This is a genomic window from Bradyrhizobium cytisi, assembly GCF_008123515.1.
Taxonomy (GTDB): domain Bacteria; phylum Pseudomonadota; class Alphaproteobacteria; order Rhizobiales; family Xanthobacteraceae; genus Bradyrhizobium; species Bradyrhizobium cytisi.
Window position 1 is genome coordinate 1 of record NZ_VSSR01000026.1, and the last position, 14275, is coordinate 14275.

The window sequence follows — 14275 nt, forward strand, 5'->3', positions numbered from 1 at the left end:
ATTCGCTCATGCGGCAATACGCGAGGCGAAATTCGCCGCCCAGGGCGTCACGCGCGACAAGAACGTGATCCTGTATTGCGGCGGCGGCATCTCGGCGACGATCGACCTGTTTCTGCTGACGCAGCTCGGCTACGACAAGCTGACGCTCTACGATGCCTCCATGGGCGAGTGGGCGAGGGACCCGGCGCTGCCGATCGGGACGGATTAGGCGACGAATCTTGCCCTCCAGGGTGAGAAAATTGGGAACCTTCCCTGCCAGCCTGCATCCAATGTCTGGAACTAACGGAAACGAGCAGGTGACCGCCATGCAACGCACTGCAGCCGGCCTGTCCGCCGGCGCCAGATCATCGGAAGCCGAGCTGATCGACCGCGCGCGGGGCCGTGACGAGGCCGCGCTCCGCGAGATCATGCAGGCCAACAACCGCAGGCTTTACCGGCTCGCGCGCGGCATCCTGCGCAACGACAGCGAAGCCGAGGACGTGGTGCAGGAAACCTATGTCCGCGCCTTCACCCATCTCGACGGCTTCAGGGGCGAGTCCGGATTGTCGACCTGGCTGTCCCGCATCGCCATCAACGAGGCGCTTGGCCGGGCGCGCAGCACCAGGCCGCATGTCGAGCTCGGTTCGGTGCCCGAAGCCGCGCTCGAGGCGCAGATCATCAAATTTCCCGTTTCTCCCGCAGGCGATCCGGAAAGGACCATGGCCCAACGTGAAATCCAGCGCGTCGTCGAACGCGCCATCGACGAGTTGCCGGACGTCTTCCGCATGGTGTTCGTCGCACGCGTCATGGAGGGCATGAACATCGAGGAGACCGCCGATCTGCTCGGCGTCAAACCCGAGACGGTGAAGACGCGATTGCACCGCGCCCGCACCATGCTGCGCGAAAATGTCGAGAAGGAGATCGGCCCGGTGATGATGGACGCTTTCCCGTTTGCCGGCTGGCGTTGCGAGCGCCTGACCGTGTCGGTGCTGAAGCGTCTCGGGATCGGCGGCTGAATTTTTTCGGGAACGTTTGCGCGAAACTCCCATCCAATTCCTGTGAAGCAACGCCGGAAAAACGTCCGGCAGCACAGGAGTGTCAAACCATGTTCGTTCGTTGGAGCGCGGCGATCGCCGCAGCCATTCTGTTGTCCAGCCCCGTGCTGCTGCAAGGCGCGAGCGCTGCCGACAAGCTCACCGATCCGCAGATCGCCCACATCGCCTACACCGCCGGCGTGATCGACATCAACGCTGCCAAGCAGGCGGAGAAAAAAGCCAGGAACAAGGACGTCAAGGCGTTTGCCGAGGACATGCTGCGCGACCACGAGGCGGTCAACAAGCAGGCGCTCGCGCTGGTCAAGAAGCTGAACGTCACGCCGGAGGATAACGACACTAGCAAGGCGCTGTCGAAGCAGGCGAGCGACAAGCTGGCCGAGCTCGACAAGCTCGACGGCGCTGCGTTCGACAAGGCCTATGTCGCGAACGAGGTCGCCTATCACAAGACGGTCAACGGCGCGCTGGAGACCCAGCTCATTCCGTCCGCGAGCAATGCCGAGCTGAAGAGCCTGCTCCAGACCGGCCTGAAGATCTTTCAGGGCCATCAGCAGCATGCCGAGCACGTCGCGGCCGAGCTGAAATAGGGAGCTTGCGTTGATGTCGGGACGGCTGTCTTCGATCGCTGTGGCGCTTGTCTTCGCGGCGATGGTCGTTCCGGCGCGCGCCGCGACGATAGAGATCACGATGGAGAATCTCGTGATCTCACCGGCTAAGGTGTCGGCGAAGGTTGGCGACACCATCGCATGGATCAACAAGGACGTCTTCGCCCACACCGCCACCGCGAAGAACGGTGATTTCGACGTCACGCTGCCGCCGGGGAAGTCGGCGACGTCAGTTCTGAAGAAGGCAGGAACCGTCGATTATTACTGCCGCTACCATCCCAACATGAGAGCGACGCTCAAGATCGAGCCGTAAGGGAGGGCGCGCTTGTGTGGCAGGGCGTTGCTGGCGGTCTTTACTGCCTTGCGAGGCAGACCGAAAATTCGCCGTTGCGGATGCGCGCAGGAAAGCCCTCGACGAATTTCGCCACCGCGTCCTCGCCATAGGTGCCGACGAGCTCGGCAAGCGCCGCAAACAGGCTCGCCTGCGCCAGGCAATCGCCGTCGACGCCATCATGGCGCGCTTCGGCCCAGGCCTCGTTGAGATAGCTCAGTGCGGCTTGTTTCTGCTCGTGATCGGGCAGCGGCGCGCGGGCGGGGGCGTAGGAAATCGGCTGGCTCATGAATCTCAATCAGGGCTGGGGCGCGATCCACGGCGATGCGCTGGTGCAAGTGGTGTAGCACGCGCATTAACGATCGCTAGGCCACATCTTTAGGAACGGTTAACGGCTGTGAACAAAGTCGATGACAGAGTTCTCGCGAGCTCAGTTCGCGTAACGCGCCGTGAGATTCCGCGAGATATTCGAGCCTTCCTCGATATAGCGGCGGATCGCCACCGTCGCCGCCGGCGTGCAGCTCCGGTAGGTCTGCTGAAAGCCGTTATAGCCGCGGTTGAAGCCGGCGATCATGCGGGTGCGGCGCTCGCCGGCGGGCGTTTCGGCATCGATCAGCGCCTGCATCTCGCTGCGCCATTTGTTGCCCTCGTTGGTGCCGCAGATGCCGCGCAGATAGTGCAGGCCACCGAGGATCTCGGCCAGCCGCTGCAAATCGGCGTCGAACGGCGCCGCCACGTCCTGGGCCCGGGCGGGCGCGGAAGCGCAGGCGAGAATCAGGACAAAAATGGCCAGAAATCGCGTCGACATCGGCGGGCTGTATGCCCCCTCAGGGCTGATGACGCAAGGCGGGGCGCTCAGGGACCGATCAGCCGGTGGGCGGACTGGATGATCTCCTCCAGCCCCCCGGTCAGCTTGATGCCGCCAAGGCTCCCCAAAGCGTCCGGGGCAATCCAGCGGTAATCGTCGAGCTCGTCGTTCAGGGCAGGTTCCCTGGCCACCCAGCGGGCGGCAAATGACATGATCAAATAATGGCCGGCACCGGGTGCGGCCGGCAGCACCTCGCGCCAGCCGGCAAGGCTGACGATCTCGATCTCCAGCCCGGTCTCCTCTCCGACCTCGCGGCTCAGCGCCTGGTGCAGCGATTCGCCGAATTCGACCCGGCCGCCGGGCAGCGAATAGAACCCCTTGGCGGGCGAGCGGGCGCGGCGGGTCAGCAGCACCTTGCCGTCGCGGAAGATGGCCGCACTGACCGCGATCTGGGGGTGGGTGGGCTGGGCGACCGAGGCCATTTCTTCAGCTACCTGTCTTCAGCTACTTGTCTTCAGGTACTTGTCTTCAGCTACTTGGCTCAATTCGCCATGATGGTGTCGACGTCGGCTTCCGCGCCGCCATTGATGATGCCGCCGCAGGCCGCGATCAGCGGCTTGACCCAGAGGGTGGCCTGCTCGGCGAGCCGGACCCGGATCGTGTCCTTCTCGACCTCGCGCATGGCCGAGCCGACCGCTGATAGAATCGAGGTCATGGTGTCGGTGATGTGGTCGAACTGGGCGCGCACGGATGGCTCGGCCTTCTCATAGGCTTCGATCGCAAGATCCCGCGCCTTGAAGTTCGAGGCGGTGAAATGCTCGGCATAGGATAGCGGCGTCCAGGTCAAAAAATCTTCCGCGCATTCCGGCATGTCCGGGACCATCTCGAGCAGCATCACGGCTTCATTGAAATGGTTGAGATAGTCTGTGGCAAGCCCGGTCCGCGGGTTGATGTTGGCCACGCGCAGCCGGTCGGCCCAGGCCGCGGCTTCGGGGCCCGTCTGTGCGCGCGTCGCGGGTTGGGAGGCCGTTGAGCTCATCCGCCGCAGTGTTAACGTTCGGGGTTAAAAGGACCTGAACGGACCCTATATGGATGCCCCAAGATGTGTGGACGCTTCGTTATAACTTCGGCCCCCGCGGCTTTGCGGCAGCTGTTCGGCCATATCGAGCAGCCGAATTTCCCGCCCCGGTACAATGTCGCGCCGACGCAACCGGTACCGGTCGTCCTGGTCGAGAATGGCGCGCGCCATTTCCGCCTGATGCGCTGGGGTCTGCTGCCGGGCTGGGTCAGGGATCCCAAGGGCTTTACGCTCCTGATTAATGCCCGCTCCGAGACGGTGCTGGAGAAGCCCGCGTTCAAGAGAGCTATACGCCGGCGGCGCGGGCTGATCCCGGCCGACGGCTATTACGAATGGAAGTCCATCGACGGCCGCAAGCAGCCGTTCTTCATCCGTCACGCCGACGGTGCGCCGCTCGGTTTTGCCGCGGTGTTCGAGACCTGGGTCGGGCCGAACGGCGAGGAGCTCGATACGGTGGCGATCGTCACGGCGGCGGCTGGCGAGGATCTGGCCGCGCTGCATGACCGCGTGCCTGTCACCATCAGTCCGCGCGATTTCGAACGCTGGCTCGATTGCAGCAGTGACGAGGTCGATGCGATCCTGCCGCTGATGACGGCCCCGCGCCGCGGCGAATTCGCCTGGCACCCGGTCTCCACCCGCGTCAACCGTGTCGCCAATGACGACGAACAGCTGCTCTTGCCGATCAGCGCGGAAGAGATGGAAGCCGAGGCCGCGAAGCCGAAGAAGATCGCGCGGAAGGTTGCTGCTGCGTCCTCCGACGAGGGGCAGGGGTCGTTGTTTTAGGCGGTCCCCCTCTACACAATCTCCCGCGCCCGTAACGCCGCGATCTCCGCCGCATCGAACCCCAATTCGCCCAGCACCGAATCCGTATCCGCACCCAATTCCGGCGCCATCCGGTCCAGTCTGCCGCCGCCGTGCGCGAGCTTGAAGCCGCTGCCGGCAAAGCGCAGGCTGCCATAGGGCGTGTCGAGCTCCTGGATCGCGCCGCGCGCCTTGATCTGCGGATGGTCGATGACCTCCTCGACCTTCCAGATGCTGGCGCAGGGCGCGCCGGCGTCCTCCAGGATCGTCTCCCATTCGCGCGCAGGCTTTGCGGCAAGCGCCTCCTCGATGATGGCACGCAGCGCGGGCTCGTTCTCGTTGCGCGAAAACCAGTCGGCGAAACGCGGATCGGACAGCGTGTCCTCGCGGCCGAGTGCAGATATGAGCGCGCGGTATTGTTTTTCGTTGTTGACGGCGAGCAGGATGTGACCGTCGCCCGCCTTGAACAGATTGGCGGTGGTCTTGCGGCTCACCGCCTGGTTGCCCGAGAGCTGCTGGCGATGGCCGGCGACCGACCAGTCCGCGATCTGGCCGGAGAGAAACGCCATCGTCGCCTCCAGCATGGAGACGTCGATGAGCTGTCCCTTGCCGGTGCGGTCGCGCTGGTAGAGCGCGCTCGATACGCCAAAGGCGGCCGTTGCGCCCGAGAGAACGTCGCACACCGCAAAGCCGGCGCGAGTCGGCCCTGTTTCCGGATGCCCCGTGATCGCCATGATGCCCGAGAGCGCCTGCATCTTGCCGTCATAGCCGGGCCGCAGGCGATCCGGGCCGGTCTGGCCAAAACCTGACACCGCGCAATAGATCAGCTTCGGATTGATCGCCGAGAGCGCCTCGTAGCCGATGCCGAGCTTGTCCATCACGCCGGGGCGGAAGTTTTCCATGACGACGTCGACGGTCGCGGCGAGCTTCTTCACGATCGCGACGGCGTCGGGCTTTTGCAGATCCAGCGTCAGGCTGCGCTTGTTGCCGTTGATGGCCTGGAAGGCCGGCGCCAGCCCGCGCCCGGCCCATTCGCGCGAGAGCGGCGTGCGGCGCATGTCCTCCCCCTCGCGCCGCTCGACCTTGATGACGTCGGCGCCCAGTAGCGCGAGCTGGTAGCTCGCATAGGGGCCGGCCAGCACTTGCGTGAAGTCCAGGATCTTCACGCCCTCGAACGGTCGCGTCACGTCTCTCTCCCCTCGTTGTTCTATTTTGTCGGAGGACGTCAGGCGGCGCGATTGCCGCGCGCGATCTCCTTCTGCTTGTCGAACTCGGCGCGGCGGCGTGCCAGCTCTTCGGGGCTCATTTGCGCGACGTTGTTGTAGTCGAGCTTCCAGGAGGCGTCCTCACTCCAGCGCAGCGGCGATTGCATCGTGGTCTGCGGCCCGCTCGCGGTCTCCAGTACTTTCAACGCCAGCTCCAGCGTCTGCGCTTGCGAAGCAATGTCGTGCGGCTTGCCGGCGGAATTGCCGAGCGGGAAGTCCGAGAACAAAAAGCGCGGCACGGCGGCGTGCTCGATGATGTCCTTCGCGCAGCCCATGATCACGGTCGGAATGCCGCCTGCCTCGAGATGCCGCGCCACCAGCGCGGTGGTCTGGTGGCAGACCGGGCAGTTCGGCACCAGCACGGCGGCGTCGACCTTGTCGGCAATGCAGCGCGCCAAAATCTCCGGCGCATCGGTGTCCAGCGTGACGCGATGGCTGCGATTGGTCGGCGCGCCGAAGAAGCGCCGACTCACCTCGCCGATGCGGCCGGCGGCACTGGCCTTCAAAAGCTGCGGCAGCGGAAACCAGGTGCCGTTGTCGGTCGCCGTGGTGTGCTTGCGGTCGTAGCCGATATGCGAGATGCGCAAATCGTGCTGCTTTGAGGTGTCGCCGTCATAGACCTGGTAAAACTTCGCGCTGCCATTATACGCCGCGCCCGGCCCCTGATCGCCTTTGGCCGGATCGTAGGGCGCCGCGGTCGTGATGATGGTGACGCGCGATTGCGCGAGCGGCTTCTTCAGCTTCTGGAACGGCGCCTCGGTATAGTGCGCCCAGCGATACGGCGTGACGTAGCCGATCGCGTTGTAATAGTCGCGCGTCCGCTGCATATATGGAACGGGGGAATCATAGTCGGGCGCAAAGCCGAATTCGTCGTCGCGCGGGGCAGACATGGGCGCGTCTCCTGGTTCTTGTTGAGGCCAGACTAGAGATAGTCCGCGGTTTGCTCAACAGGCGCCACGGCTGTGCAGGCCAGAATTGCCGCCCCGGCAGGGCTACCTGAAAATATGCAGCGCGGCGTATTGCAGCAGCATGATCGCCTTGGCGTCGATGATCCGCCCATTGGCGATCATCGCCAGCGCCTCGTCGATGCCAAGCTCCAGCACCTCGATGTCCTCGCCCTCGTGCTCGAGGCCGCCGCCATCGCTGACGCGCATTTCCGGCTCATATTCGGCGACGAAGAAATGCAATTTTTCGGTCACCGCGCCCGGGCTCATGAAGGCCTCGAACACCTTGTGGACGTCGTGCAGGCGATAGCCGGTTTCCTCCTCGGCTTCGGCGCGGATGCGCACCTCAGGCAAGGCGTCGTCCAGCACGCCGGCGGCGGCCTCGATCAGGAGATCGTCGTAGCCGCGGATAAACGCCGGCAGGCGGAACTGGCGCACCAGGATCACACTGCGCCGGGCGCGATTGTAGGGCAGCACGGCGGCGGCATTGTCGCGCTCATAGGTTTCCCGGTGCTGGGTCTGCCACTCGCCGTTGGCGCGCCGGTAGTCGAACGTGGTGTTCTTCAGGGGCGTCCAGCCGTCCGAGAGCACGCGGACGTCCTTGATACGGACGCGGTCGGAAATGGTCATTGCTGTCTTCCGGCTAGGAGCTAGGTGGGAGCGCGGCCGTCGAGCCACTTCTGGAACATCACCGACGTCGATTCCTCGAAGCCGAGCGATTGGTAGAACGCATTCGCCTGCGCATTCTCGCGCCGGACCAGGAGCTGGAGCTTGGCAATCCCGGCCTGCCGCAGCCAGTCCTCGGCCGCCGCCATGATGACGCGGCCATGGCCGCGCTTGCGTCCATCCGGATCGACCGCGACGTAATAGACCCAGCCGCGATGGCCATCATGGCCGACCATGACGGTCGCAACGATCGCGCCGCCATCGCGGCCGATCAGGATGGTCGAGTTGTCGCGCCGCCGCGCCAGCGCGATATCGGCATGCGGATCGTTCCACGGCCGCGTCAGGCTGCAGCGCTGCCACAGCGCGACCACCGGCTCGACATCGGCATCCTGGATGGCGTCGATCGTAAGGGCGGACACGCTCACAGTACTTTCCCCGGGTTCATGATGCCGTGCGGATCGAGCATCGCCTTGATTGCGCGCATCAGCTCGATCGCGGTCTTGTCCTTCACCTCTGGCAGCTCGTCGCGCTTGAGCACGCCGATGCCGTGCTCGGCCGAGATCGAGCCGCCCATCCGCAGCACGATCTCGAACACAACAGCGTTCATCTCGTGCCAGCACGCCAGGTAGTCCGCGGTGTTGGCGCCGATCGGCTGGCTGACATTGTAGTGCAGATTGCCGTCGCCGAGATGGCCGAACGGCACCGGCCGCGCGCCGGGGATCAGCTTCACCACGGCGGCGCTGGCCTCCTCGATGAAGGCGGGCACGGCGGCGACGGGAACGGAGATGTCGTGCTTGATCGAGCCGCCCTCGGGCTTCTGCGCCGACGACATCTCCTCGCGCAACTTCCAGAAGTTGCTGCGCTGGCTGAGATTGGCCGCGATCACGGCATCGTCGACGATTTCCTCCTCCATGGCGCGGGCGAGGATTGTCTCCAGCGGCGTGCGGGCGTCGTCGCCGGGAGAGGACAATTCCATCAGCACGTACCAGGGATGCTTCTCCGCAAGCGGATCGCGCACGTCGATGCCGTGGCGGACCGAGAAATCCACCGCCATCTCCGAGAGCAGCTCGAAGCTCGTCAAAGCATTGGCGGCCTCGCTCTGCGAGATCGTCAGCAGCTTCAGCGCCGCCGCCGGCGATTTCAGCCCGACATAGGCTGTCTCGACCGCCCGCGGCTTGGGAAACAGTTTTAATGTCGCCGCCGTGATGATGCCGAGCGTGCCTTCCGCGCCGATGAAGAGGTTGTGCAGATTGTAGCCGGTGTTGTCCTTCTTCAGCTTCGACAGCACGTTGAGCACGCGTCCATCGGCGAGCACCACTTCCAGCCCCAGCGCCATCTCGCGCGCCACGCCATAGGCTAGTGCGGCGGTGCCGCCGGCATTGGTCGACAGATTGCCGCCGATGGTGCAGCTGCCTTCCGCGCCGAGCGACAACGGAAACAGCCGGTCCACGTCGGCAGCCTTCTGCTGCGCGACCTGCAGCACTACGCCGGCCTCGCAGGTCATGGTGTTGGAGGCGGTGTCGACCTCGCGGATCTTGTCGAGCCGGCGCAGCGACACCACCACCTCGCCGTTGTGCGGCGTCTGTCCGCCGACGAGCCCGGTGTTGCCGCCCTGCGGCACCAGCGCGATTTTATGCTCGGAGGCGAGCTTGCAGATTTCGGACACTTCCGCCGTCGAGCCTGGCCGCAGCACCAGCGGCGAACGACCGTGGAACAGGTTGCGCTCCTCGGTGACGTAGGCCTCGATGTCGGCCGCATCGGTGATCGCGTGGCGCTCGCCGACGATCTTGCGGAATTGTTCGATCAGCTCGGGCGCAAGCGGAGGAGTGGCCGATTTATCGATGTTCATTGTTTCGTCTCTTGCTTCGCTCTTATCTCGCCACGGCAGCCCGGCGCAGCCGGTCGTTGATCGCCTCTCCCAGATCGTCTTCGGGGATCGTCATCACGGCAATCGCCCGCGGCCTCTTCGCATCGAGGGCGCGAAGATAGCCGAACAGATTGGCGGCGGCTTCATCGAGATCGCCGGCGGGCGACAAATTCATGACGACTGACGCGGCGTCAAGGCCGGGCAGGCGCGCGGAGCCGAATGCAAGCAACGCTTCGCCCGGAGCCACCTCGCGCGCATCGAGCCGCACGGCCGCGCGCGGCGCGTAATGCGAGGCCAGCATGCCCGGCGCCAGCGGCTGGCTGTCGTCGCTCCCGGCCTCCACCGGCGGCCGCGCCAGGGCTGCGCCCAGGACGGCCTCGATCCGTTCGCGCGACAGCCCGCCCGGCCGCAGCAGCAGCGGCGCCTCGAAGCAGCCGACAATGGTCGATTCCACGCCCACCGCAACCGGTCCGCCGTCCACGATCAGGTCGATCCGCCCCGCAAGGTCGCTCTCGACATGGGCGGCAAGCGTCGGCGAGACATGGCCAGAGATATTTGCCGACGGCGCCACCACGGCCCCGCCAAAGGCGCGCAAAATGGCTTCGGCGACCGGATGGGCGGGAATGCGTATCGCGACGGTGTCGAGGCCCGCAGTGGCGAGATCGGCCACCGGGCAATCATCCGTCTTCGGTACCACCAGCGTCAGCGGCCCCGGCCAGAATGCCTCGGCGAGCTTCAGGGCGCGCGCGTCGAACCTCCCGATTCGCCGTGCCGCCGCGAGGTCCGCGACATGGGCGATCAGCGGGTTGAAGGCCGGCCGCCCCTTGGCGGCGTAGAGATGGGCGATCGCGGTCGCATTCGCCGCGTCCGCCCCGAGCCCGTAGACCGTCTCGGTCGGAAACGCGACCAGCCCGCCGGCGGCCAAAATCCGGGCGGCGGCTTGCGCGCCGGCCTGGCCGGCTGGTAAAATCGACGTTTCAAGACGCATTTTCACAGGGACAAAATTCCTCAGCTCGGCCGCTTGCGGTGCGTGAAACCCGACGCTATAAGCCGCCTTCTTGTCGGAGTGTGGCTCAGCCCGGTAGAGCACTGCGTTCGGGACGCAGGGGTCGCAGGTTCGAATCCTGCCACTCCGACCAAGATTTTATTACGCTTTTTGTCTTCTTTCACGATACGCGGCCAAGTCAACCCCGCGATCAACCCCAGATACGACGTTCTTGTTTGGTTTCGTCGTGATGGCTGCTGCCGCCTCGCGCAAGAATTCCGGGTGGTGGTGGCCATAGGTATCGAGCAATACCTCGACCGACATCCCAAGAAACCCAGCCGACTTCCATGGATCTGCGCCGCGCTGCATCAGCCAGGTCGCGGCCGTGTGCCTCAAGGTGTGCGGTGTGACCTTGCCCGCTTCGGTGGACAGCTTGGCGAGTCCGACGGCGCTTCGGAACCCCGACTTGACGGATTTGACCGCCGCGCCGTTGAACTCGACAAAGTGCGAGACGATTGCGCCCGTCCTAGCCCAGCGACGCATATGGGCGAGCAATCGGTCAGGAATTGGCGCCGGCGGCTGCCGCTTTTTGGTCGGACGCCGGCCCTGGGCGAGCCGATAAAAGATGCCGTTCTCAAGATCGACATACGATCGGCCCGTGTCGCGGTACGGCGACGCTGACGCAATGGCGCCAGCGCGCGTACCGGTATAGAGCCCGATCAAAATAAAGCGCGCGATATGACGAAGCGGGCGCTTGCCCGTCTCAATTTTTTGGTTCTTGAGAGGTCCGCGATGCCGTGTCTGGATTTCGCGGTATCGCCAGCACGCCCACAGCAGTGCAGCGGCTTCGCTGCGGCTCAGCCACCGCTCACGACCAGGTCCTTTTGCGGGAAGCGCGACGCGAACCAACCCGCGATGCAGGCCTTCCCGCGCATGATGATTGATTGCTGCACGCAGATCTTCCAGATCGCGCCGGGCCCCCCCGGGACGCCCGCGGGCCTTCACATACTGCCCGCAAGTCTGCGCATTCACCCCAGCCAGCATCTTGCCGCCGAAAAAATCGTTCAGGCGACCGATCCGGTCCGCGAACTCCGTAATTTCGGACTGAGGAGAGCCCCGTTCAATGTAAATCGCCTCGCGATGAGCGTGATAGATTGCCAGCACATCGGCGACGTCGATGTCTTCAATGTCGCGGACGCGGCGCGGAGGGCGGTACTTCGAGGTGATATACTTGACTAGGGCGTCTTCGGCGGCCTTCGGCGGCTTTCGCTCAGCCTCGCCCGCAAAGATTCCTGTGGCAACCTCGCGGTCTCCATCGCGGATGGTCCAGACAGCGCTGGCGATGAGACGTCCGTTTCTTCTCTTGGCCTTGCGTTTGTAGAGTCTCGGGCCTTTGCTGATACGCGGCATAGCTCCCTCATGCGCTCGATATGTGCCAGCGTCGTAAAATCCTTACCCGCGATGCGCTCGATGATGAGGCGACCGCGCAAAGCTTCCTTGCGAAGCCCAGAACTGGTCATCGACCCATCCGGAAATGCCAACGAAGCTGCCGTAGACAGTCGAATTGGATCGTTGGGAGCAATTTCGCTTCGACGGTTTGTTGGTGCGCCCATGGCAGCAGACTCGCTGGACTTCCTCGACGTTGCGCAGGCAGTTGCGCGTCGCAGCGATGTTGCCTCTCCTGACGACCAAAGAAAACGACGCTCTCGTTGCAGCTTGCCTGCCGCGCATCGCATGCCAGCGGATCTTAGCGAGCTCGCTCGTAGAGAAACCTGAGCTATCAAAGCGCAGCGTAGCAAAAATACTTGCGCGTTTCGGAGACACTCCCAACATTGGATCTCTCAATCGTTGTCTTCACAGCTTGTAAGGCGCCCGGATACCGGGATCGTCATTCGGAAAATTGTTGCTGCGCGTGACGAGCAGCATGGAATGCTCCTGCGCTGTCGCCCAGATAACGGCATCTGGCAATTTGATCCGATGACTTCGATGAAGACCAACGGCACGCTCTGCGATGTGTTCATCGACGGCGACGACATCGAAGCCGCTTAGATAGTTGTGCGTCGCAGCTTCAACATCGGGATCGGCGCCCACCATGACTTCCATCCATGTAATGATACTGATGGCTTTTTTTGTATAGCGCTGAAGTTCTGTGCGAGCTTCGGGAACAGCGTTGAGGTAGTCGACCAGAATATTGGTGTCGAACAGTGCCTTCACCATTCGCGACGCACTTTCTCTTGATAGGTCAAGCCGTCCACCTTGCGTTTGCCCCAGAGGCCAAACGCATCACCTTCCTGCTTGCTATGCCGCTTCGCGAGATAGTCGTCGATCGCCTGACGAATGAGAGCCGCGCGCGACCGCTTGTCCTTCTTCGACAATTCGTCCAGCGCTTGGACTTGGCCATCGCCGAGATCAACCAGCGCTCGCATGGCACGGATCCTTCGATATATGATATCAATATTATATATCATCTCGCCGAACATCGCCAGCCCTATTGAGTTTCCAGTCCGGAGTGGCCGCAGCGCCGGTGTTCGCGCTCGGGGTTATTACAACCGGTATCCTCGCCTAAGCGATATGCGTACTACCCTGGAGCGCAATCATGCGGAGATGTTGACAGCTGCGAGCAATGATGGCCTTAGTTCCCGGGTCAAGACCTATGCCGAGCTTCTATCGCGGCACCCCGCCTTCCTCGATGCGGTGAAAACCGGCTAAGTGCGCGCCCTCGAAGATCTGGCGGTGAGTGAGTTCAAGTCGCTGCACGCCAATGACTCGGCGGTGGCAACCATGGAGATCACCGACGCCAAGGGCGTGATCCTTCAGCGCGGCCACAACCCGGCCAAACGCGGTGATGACAAGCATACCCAGCCGCAGGTCAAGGCAGCTCTTGAAGGTAAGCCTGCGGGAGGGTTGACGGTATCCCCAACAACCGGCGAAGCCGCTGAAGATGCGGTGCGTCCGCTCGCACCGGCTGGCAATGTCGTCGGTACGATCAAGGTCGGCTCTTACTTCAATGGCGCCACCGCTAACGAGATCAAGCAGCGCACCGGTCTCAACGTGCTGTTCCTGTCCCGAGGCGCGGTAGCGGCGTCAACGTTCGGCAATGATCGCCTGGTCACGGTACCGACCGAGACGCTGGCGGCTGCCAAAACCGCCCTGCGAACGTTCATCTGACCGTTGGAGATATTCCGTATGGGGCTCGCGTCGTCTATTTGCCCAGCGACGTCGGCGAGGGAATGACAGTTTTGTTCGGGTCGTCTCTTGTCGCAGTCGAAAAGGCGAAGACGAATTTTGCAACATCGCTAGTTTGGAAGAACGCGCTCGCACTCCTCGTCCTTTTGCCTATCGTATTCTTCCTAGCCCATTTGGTAACGAAGCAATTGGTGCACCTCGCGGCAGCCATGCGACAGCTTGCCCAAGGCCAGTTCGATGTTCAACTGCCCGGCATTCAACGCAATGACGAGATCGGCGATATCGCGCGCGCAGTCGAAAACTTCAAAATCGTTGCGGCTGAAAAGGCCAAAATGCAGCAGGCCGATGCGCGGGCGGGCGTCGAGCGGCGCCGGCACATGCAGGAGCTTGCCTCTAGCTTTGAGCAATCCGTGGGCACCATCATCGAGACAGTGTCGTCCAACGCCGGTGTCCTCGAAACAGCCGCCGACACGCTCACAGTCACGGCAGAAACGACCCAACGATTGTCTTCTGCGGTCGTGGCGGCTTCCGAACAGGCGTCCGGCAACGTTAATTCCGTGGCTAGTTCCGCCAGCGAGATGTCGAACTCCACACGGGAAATCGACAAGCAAGTTATGGAATCGACCCGCATCGCCAATGAAGCTGTGGCGCCGGCCTCTAAGGCGGATGCGCGGATTGCCGACCTGAACTAGTACTTCGTCACAGTGA

Annotated in this window: 20 protein-coding genes and 1 tRNA gene; 8 read left to right on the plus strand and 13 right to left on the minus strand. The window is 63.4% G+C overall.

Annotated features, from left to right (window positions below; all coding sequences use genetic code 11):
* The 4 genes from FXB38_RS17630 to FXB38_RS17645 all read left to right on the plus strand — a co-directional run.
* Positions 1 to 208, plus strand: a 208-nt coding sequence (locus FXB38_RS17630) for a rhodanese-like domain-containing protein (RefSeq protein WP_249776246.1), incomplete at its 5' end; no start/stop codon positions are given.
* A 97-nt stretch (positions 209 to 305) separates the two neighbouring features.
* Positions 306 to 995 (plus strand): RNA polymerase sigma factor, encoded by a 690-nt coding sequence (locus FXB38_RS17635; RefSeq protein ID WP_187434951.1) that lies wholly within the window; start codon positions 306 to 308, stop codon positions 993 to 995.
* Positions 996 to 1084: 89 nt separating this feature from the next.
* Positions 1085 to 1618 carry a DUF4142 domain-containing protein gene (locus FXB38_RS17640; protein ID WP_148752139.1) on the plus strand — a complete coding sequence of 178 codons (534 nt, stop codon included), beginning with the start codon at positions 1085 to 1087 and terminating at the stop codon, positions 1616 to 1618.
* A gap of 13 nt (positions 1619 to 1631) precedes the next feature.
* Entirely contained in the window at positions 1632 to 1949 is a 318-nt protein-coding gene (locus tag FXB38_RS17645) for a cupredoxin domain-containing protein (protein WP_187434952.1), read from the plus strand.
* Between the two features lie 40 nt (positions 1950 to 1989).
* Here the strand turns inward: FXB38_RS17645 and FXB38_RS17650 are convergent, their stop codons facing one another.
* The 4 genes from FXB38_RS17650 to FXB38_RS17665 form a co-directional block, all read right to left on the minus strand.
* On the minus strand, positions 1990 to 2256 hold the full coding sequence (locus tag FXB38_RS17650; RefSeq protein ID WP_092227477.1) for a hypothetical protein: 267 nt from the start codon (positions 2254 to 2256) through the stop codon (positions 1990 to 1992).
* A 141-nt stretch (positions 2257 to 2397) separates the two neighbouring features.
* The gene (locus tag FXB38_RS17655) at positions 2398 to 2775 is read right to left on the minus strand and encodes a TIGR02301 family protein (RefSeq protein ID WP_148752141.1); all 378 of its coding nucleotides are present in this window, start codon (positions 2773 to 2775) and stop codon (positions 2398 to 2400) included.
* A gap of 47 nt (positions 2776 to 2822) precedes the next feature.
* Entirely contained in the window at positions 2823 to 3257 is a 435-nt protein-coding gene (locus FXB38_RS17660; RefSeq protein WP_148752142.1) for an NUDIX hydrolase, read from the minus strand.
* 59 nt (positions 3258 to 3316) lie between these two features.
* On the minus strand, positions 3317 to 3814 hold the full coding sequence (locus tag FXB38_RS17665) for a hypothetical protein (RefSeq protein ID WP_148752144.1): 498 nt from the start codon (positions 3812 to 3814) through the stop codon (positions 3317 to 3319).
* A 63-nt stretch (positions 3815 to 3877) separates the two neighbouring features.
* On the opposite strand from FXB38_RS17665, the gene FXB38_RS17670 reads away from it, so the two are divergent.
* Positions 3878 to 4636, plus strand: coding sequence for an SOS response-associated peptidase (locus FXB38_RS17670; protein WP_148752146.1), 759 nt, complete (start codon positions 3878 to 3880; stop codon positions 4634 to 4636).
* Between the two features lie 11 nt (positions 4637 to 4647).
* On the opposite strand, the gene FXB38_RS17675 is transcribed toward FXB38_RS17670, so the two are convergent.
* The 6 genes from FXB38_RS17675 to FXB38_RS17700 form a co-directional block, all read right to left on the minus strand.
* Positions 4648 to 5841 (minus strand): CaiB/BaiF CoA transferase family protein, encoded by a 1194-nt coding sequence (locus tag FXB38_RS17675; RefSeq protein WP_148752148.1) that lies wholly within the window; start codon positions 5839 to 5841, stop codon positions 4648 to 4650.
* A gap of 38 nt (positions 5842 to 5879) precedes the next feature.
* Positions 5880 to 6809: a glycine/sarcosine/betaine reductase selenoprotein B family protein gene (locus FXB38_RS17680; protein ID WP_148752149.1), complete on the minus strand. Its 930-nt coding sequence runs from the start codon at positions 6807 to 6809 to the stop codon at positions 5880 to 5882.
* A 102-nt stretch (positions 6810 to 6911) separates the two neighbouring features.
* On the minus strand, positions 6912 to 7493 hold the full coding sequence (locus FXB38_RS17685; protein ID WP_148752151.1) for an NUDIX hydrolase: 582 nt from the start codon (positions 7491 to 7493) through the stop codon (positions 6912 to 6914).
* Between the two features lie 20 nt (positions 7494 to 7513).
* A complete protein-coding gene (locus FXB38_RS17690; protein WP_187434953.1) occupies positions 7514 to 7948 on the minus strand; it encodes a GNAT family acetyltransferase in 435 nt (144 codons plus the stop codon).
* 2 nt (positions 7949 to 7950) lie between these two features.
* Complete coding sequence (locus tag FXB38_RS17695; protein ID WP_148752155.1) at positions 7951 to 9378, minus strand: FAD-binding oxidoreductase; 1428 nt, start codon at positions 9376 to 9378, stop codon at positions 7951 to 7953.
* A 22-nt stretch (positions 9379 to 9400) separates the two neighbouring features.
* Positions 9401 to 10384: an L-threonylcarbamoyladenylate synthase gene (locus tag FXB38_RS17700; RefSeq protein ID WP_246229949.1), complete on the minus strand. Its 984-nt coding sequence runs from the start codon at positions 10382 to 10384 to the stop codon at positions 9401 to 9403.
* 74 nt (positions 10385 to 10458) lie between these two features.
* On the opposite strand from FXB38_RS17700, the gene FXB38_RS17705 reads away from it, so the two are divergent.
* A tRNA-Pro gene (locus tag FXB38_RS17705) sits at positions 10459 to 10535 on the plus strand.
* Positions 10536 to 10543: 8 nt separating this feature from the next.
* Here the strand turns inward: FXB38_RS17705 and FXB38_RS17710 are convergent.
* The 3 genes from FXB38_RS17710 to FXB38_RS17725 form a co-directional block, all read right to left on the minus strand.
* On the minus strand, positions 10544 to 11791 hold the full coding sequence (locus FXB38_RS17710) for a tyrosine-type recombinase/integrase (RefSeq protein ID WP_148752159.1): 1248 nt from the start codon (positions 11789 to 11791) through the stop codon (positions 10544 to 10546).
* 444 nt (positions 11792 to 12235) lie between these two features.
* Positions 12236 to 12598 (minus strand): type II toxin-antitoxin system VapC family toxin, encoded by a 363-nt coding sequence (locus tag FXB38_RS17720; protein WP_148752161.1) that lies wholly within the window; start codon positions 12596 to 12598, stop codon positions 12236 to 12238.
* Positions 12592 to 12807, minus strand: a complete 216-nt coding sequence (locus tag FXB38_RS17725) for a ribbon-helix-helix domain-containing protein (protein WP_148752163.1) — start codon at positions 12805 to 12807, stop codon at positions 12592 to 12594. Before FXB38_RS17725 ends, FXB38_RS17720 begins: the two co-directional genes overlap by 7 nt.
* A 283-nt stretch (positions 12808 to 13090) precedes the next feature.
* Here FXB38_RS17725 and FXB38_RS17730 point away from each other — a divergent pair, with 283 nt between their 5' ends.
* Positions 13091 to 13549 (plus strand): hypothetical protein, encoded by a 459-nt coding sequence (locus FXB38_RS17730; RefSeq protein WP_148752164.1) that lies wholly within the window; start codon positions 13091 to 13093, stop codon positions 13547 to 13549.
* 62 nt (positions 13550 to 13611) lie between these two features.
* Entirely contained in the window at positions 13612 to 14259 is a 648-nt protein-coding gene (locus FXB38_RS17735) for a HAMP domain-containing protein (RefSeq protein ID WP_148752166.1), read from the plus strand.
* The last annotated feature ends 16 nt before the right edge of the window (positions 14260 to 14275 follow it).